Source organism: Microcystis sp. LEGE 08355 (genome assembly GCF_015207185.1).
In the GTDB taxonomy this organism is placed as follows: Bacteria; Cyanobacteriota; Cyanobacteriia; order Cyanobacteriales; family Microcystaceae; genus Microcystis; species Microcystis panniformis.
The window spans coordinates 1-4621 of record NZ_JADEXI010000372.1; the positions used below are offsets into that span (position 1 = coordinate 1).

Annotated in this window: 3 protein-coding genes; 2 read left to right on the forward strand and 1 reads right to left on the reverse strand. The window is 44.5% G+C overall.

The features are described 5' to 3' along the window. Positions 1-254 precede the first annotated feature (254 nt). Positions 255-1538, forward strand: coding sequence for a TldD/PmbA family protein (locus IQ242_RS17180; protein WP_193960810.1), 1284 nt, complete (start codon positions 255-257; stop codon positions 1536-1538). 295 nt (positions 1539-1833) lie between these two features. Here IQ242_RS17180 and IQ242_RS17185 read toward each other — a convergent pair whose 3' ends face one another. Continuing rightward, positions 1834-3516, reverse strand: coding sequence for a hypothetical protein (locus IQ242_RS17185; RefSeq protein WP_193960811.1), 1683 nt, complete (start codon positions 3514-3516; stop codon positions 1834-1836). 191 nt (positions 3517-3707) lie between these two features. On the opposite strand from IQ242_RS17185, the gene IQ242_RS17190 reads away from it, so the two are divergent. Continuing rightward, positions 3708-4621, forward strand: a 914-nt coding sequence (locus tag IQ242_RS17190) for an ATP-binding protein (RefSeq protein WP_193960812.1), incomplete at its 3' end; no start/stop codon positions are given.

A 4621-nucleotide genomic window follows, 5' to 3' on the forward strand; every position in this document is an offset into this window, starting at 1 on the left:
TCTTCTTCTATCAGTGCCGGAGAGGTGGCAGTTTCGTCGCTTTTGGCAATCGTCATTTTTTCGGCCTCTCTAGGTGGTAGTATCCATATTTTTGACTCTCGATCAATTCTATGATAACTTCATTGCCCACTTGATCATCTTTGCTCAAAAATATTATTGATGAATAAGCAAAAATTTTTTAACTCGCCGCAGTCTTAGGTGTTGGCGCCGAAGCTTGAGATAATCAGATAGCTATCATCTCAAAAACTATCACCATGACGATCGATCCGCAACAACTCATCGAACTAGCTCTCACATCGGGAGCGTTGGCAGCCGAAGTTTATCAATCTTCCTCCCTTTCCCATCCCGTTTTTTTTGAGGCTAATCGTCTCAAACAGCTAGAAAGTTCCGAATCCGTGGGAACTGCCTTAAGATTATGGCGCGAGGGTTGTCCAGGGTTAGCGGTGGGTTATGGTGATGTGGAACCGGAAATTTTAGTAGAAACAGCGTTAAATTTATCCTATCTCAATGCCCCAGAAGAAATCGAATTTTCGGCACCACGACAGGCAATTTATGACCCGATTGGACAGGATGTGGCGGTAGAATCTTTAATCGAGATGGGTAATCAAATGATTGGCCAAATTCGCCAAGTTTATCCTGAGGTTATTTGTAGTGGTGAATGGGAATGTGAACGGGAAATCACCCGTTTGGTTAATTCCCAGGGTTTATATTGTCAATATACCGATACAGCTTTGAGTTATTATCTGGGGATTGAATGGGTACGGGGGGAGGATTTTCTCGCGGTTTATGATGGGGAATATACTCGCAGTACACCTCATCCCGATACGGTAATTAAACAGTTATTGCAGCGACTACAATGGGCAGCCAATAATGTGGATAGTCCCACGGGTAAATTACCAATTTTATTGACCGCTAATGCAGTTACCCTGTTATGGGGTACGGTGGGTATGGCTTTAAATGGTAAACAGATATTAGAAAAGTCCTCGCCCTGGAGTGATAAAATCGGTCAACTGGTGATGTCAGACAAGTTGACTTTATCCCAACAACCGGAGCGAGAACCCTATAGTTGTCCCTTTGATGATGAGGGAACTCCCACCAAATTTTTATCTTTAATTGAGGGAGGTAGAGTTAAAGAATTCTATAGCGATCGTACCACGGCCAGATTATTAAAAACTCCTCCGACGGGGAACGGTTTTCGTCCTAGTTTAGGGGTTTATCCCATGCCAGATTTGGTTAATCTAATCGTTGCACCGGGAGAGGGAACTTTAGAGGATTTAATCTCGCAAATAGACGAAGGCTTAGTTATTGACCAAATTTTAGGTCATGGGGCCGATATTTCTGGCGATTTTTCTGTCAATATCGATCTGGGTTATCGCATAGAAAAGGGCAAAATCACCGGACGAGTTAAAGATACAATGGTGACGGGAAATGTTTATACAGCTTTGCAGAATTTAATCGCTTTAGGGTCCGATAATCAATGGAATGGTTCCTGTTATACCCCCTCCCTAATTGTTGATAGTTTATCGGTGGTGGGGTAAAAATGTTATCAGTTATCAGTTATCAGTTATCAGTTATCAGATGTGAGTTTTCAGTTCACTGTTCACTGTTCACTGAAATTAACTCAGCCTACTTTTTGGGGTTAATTTTTTTGGGCTTTATTTGACCTGAAAAGAGGGGGGTCGCAGGCCAGCACAGATTCCCATTCTATAAGAAATTATCTGTCAAATCGTGGGGTTTTGTCAAGCTTTTTTGGAAAAAAAAATTTACCGACACTCAAGGGGAGAAAATTGTCGGCAGAGATATTATTTAATCCCCCCCGTGAGTCGGTATTTTTCAGCTTGGCATTAACGCTTTAGTTGTCGAGGCACCAAGGCGATTTAATTGCCGATTAATTTGCCATCCGACGAGGGTTAAACCCAACCACTGACTGAAGATTGCTAAAGCGAAAGAGGGAAGTGTAGCGTATTTAGTAGCGGCAATGGGAAGAAAAGTAAAAAACCATAAAAGCGGAGATTGACTGGGATTAACTCTCAAGACAGCAAAACAGAGGAAGGGGAAAATAATCAAAATGCCGATGCTAGTGGCTGCCAGCAAAGCGCGTTTATTTGTGCTGGCTAACATCAATAATTGGGCGATAGCGGCATAGACTAAAATCATGTTCATTGCCAAGAGAAACCCGGCTGCAGTGGCTAGTTTATATTGATGGAGAGGGGCGATAAAAATAGCGGGAAGGATGAATAAAATGGCAATGGCGACGTTAACAGCCATGGCTAGGGTAGAAGGGCTTTTTTCGCCAAAGATTAAAGCTTTCCCCAGACTAATGCCCGTTTTTCCTTGCAGATGACGATAGCGCGCCCAATCTTGGAGAGTTTGACGGGGGGGAGTGAGGGCAAAAAGGATTAACAAGCCAAAAATTGCCACAAAAACGCTAAGAATCGCAAAATTATCGAAAAGATAGCTCGGTTCCAGCGTTTGGAAGACAAAACCTAGGCTAATGGCACTAAAACAGCCCATCATCCAGTAACTTTGGGGTTTACTAACAAGAGTAGCGAGGGGATTATGGAAGCGACGCTGGATAATTCTGGTTAACCCGTAGGTACAGAGGGCAAAATTGAGCAAAATTAAGCTAATACCCATTATCACCGATTGCCAGAGAGATTGACCGTACCAACGCAGCCCGAAGATTTGTGAGATTCCTAGATAGCGTACCGCATCGGGGGGGAGAAAGGTAGATTTAACTAGATAGGGGAGGACAAAACTAGGATTAAAGAGAATTAACCAATCAAAGGGGGTACGGGAACCACCATAGCCCGATAAAGTAAAAATACTGCTATAAAACACAAAGATTAAGACTGTTGCGCTGCCTAACCAGGGTTGAAATCCCCCTAACCATGGCGTGGCTAAAGCGAAACTCAGGGCGGCATGATAGAAAAAGGCACAACTAGCGATCAGAACCCCGTAGAAGGCTAAAATTAACGAAAAGGGAATACCTGCTAATAAACCCGCTCCCAAGTGAAAGGGTAAAGCGAGAACACAGACGAGATAGAGGAGAATGGGAACCCCGAAAATTTTGCCGATAAAAATCGTTTTGGCGGGTTGGGGACTCAGACGGATAAAATTAAGTGTACCCCGGCGCTCTTCCCCGGAAAGATCGGCGATTAATTGATAGGTTCCCACCACTAAAAGAGCGAAAATGCTGGTAATACTCAGAAAAGTGAAGATATCTAACCACCATAACCGGGAGATAATCATCCATTGACCATTTAGGTCTTGGATGCAGTATTTAATCCCACTATAGGGCTCATAATCGTTGTTATGAGGGGGATTAGCGGTACAGTAACGACTAAATCCCGCCGCTACCGGTAAGAGATTTTGATAGTACAAATAAACTAATAATTGACCAACGAGGGAGATAATCGAGGCGATCGAGATATTTTTCGGGGTTAATCTTCCTTGCCATTCTCGCATAATTTGCGGGTTGGTTTCCGTAAGGCGAGCGATTATTGTCGCTATCATATTTCTGTCCTCTCTACAGCCGTTATTAGGAGCTAATCCTAGATTAACCCAGTAACTTCTCGATCGGTTTGGGGATGAAGAAATCCATCGAGATGCGGCTAAAATCTGGGTTCGGGAATCAAAAAAGGGAAAAGTGCCAGACCAGTGAGCTTCTGTTTTACACTAGAATTTGGCCGCCTGAATCTAGATCTATGCCCACTCTGACCCTCAATTTTCCCCTAACTGCCGTTGTCGGCCAAGAAGCGATTAAATTAGCCCTACTCTTAGCCGCCGTGGATCCCGCCCTGGGGGGTGTGGTAATTGCCGGGCGTCGGGGAACCGCCAAATCAGTCATGGCGCGGGCGATACATTCCCTATTGCCACCGATCGAAATTATCGCAGGTAATGTCTTTAATTGTGATCCCAACAATCCCGACGAATGGGACGATCGCACTAAAGAAGAATATAGCAGTGGAGAGGTCGCCACGGAAGTCATCCGGGCCCCTTTCGTGCAGATTCCCCTAGGAGTCACCGAGGATCGTTTATTGGGTTCCGTCGATGTGGAAGAATCGGTGAAACAGGGGGAACCAGTCTTTCAACCCGGTTTATTAGCCAGCGCCCATCGGGGAATTCTCTACATCGATGAAATTAATCTACTTGATGACCAAATTGCTAACCAATTACTAACGGTTTTAAGCGAAGGACGTAACCAAATCGAACGGGAAGGCATCAGTTTTCAACATCCCTGTAAACCAATCCTGATCGCTACTTATAACCCAGAAGAAGGGGATTTACGACCCCATTTATTAGATAGAATTGCCATTGCTCTTTCCGCCGATGGTGTCCTTAGTTTAGACCAACGAGTAACCGCCGTCAATCAGGCGATCGAGTATGCTGTTTCTCCCAGCGCTTTTATCGCCCAATATGCCCAAGAAATAGATGATCTAAAAACCGAAATTATTCTGGCGAGGGAATGGTTAAAAGAGGTAAAAATTAAACCCGAACAAATTAGTTATCTAGTGGAGGAAGCGGTGCGCGGTAGGGTAGAAGGTCATCGCGCCGAGATTTTTGCAGTGAGAGTAGCCAAGGCCGCCGCCGCTTTAGAAGGTCGGGATTTAGTCAGTGC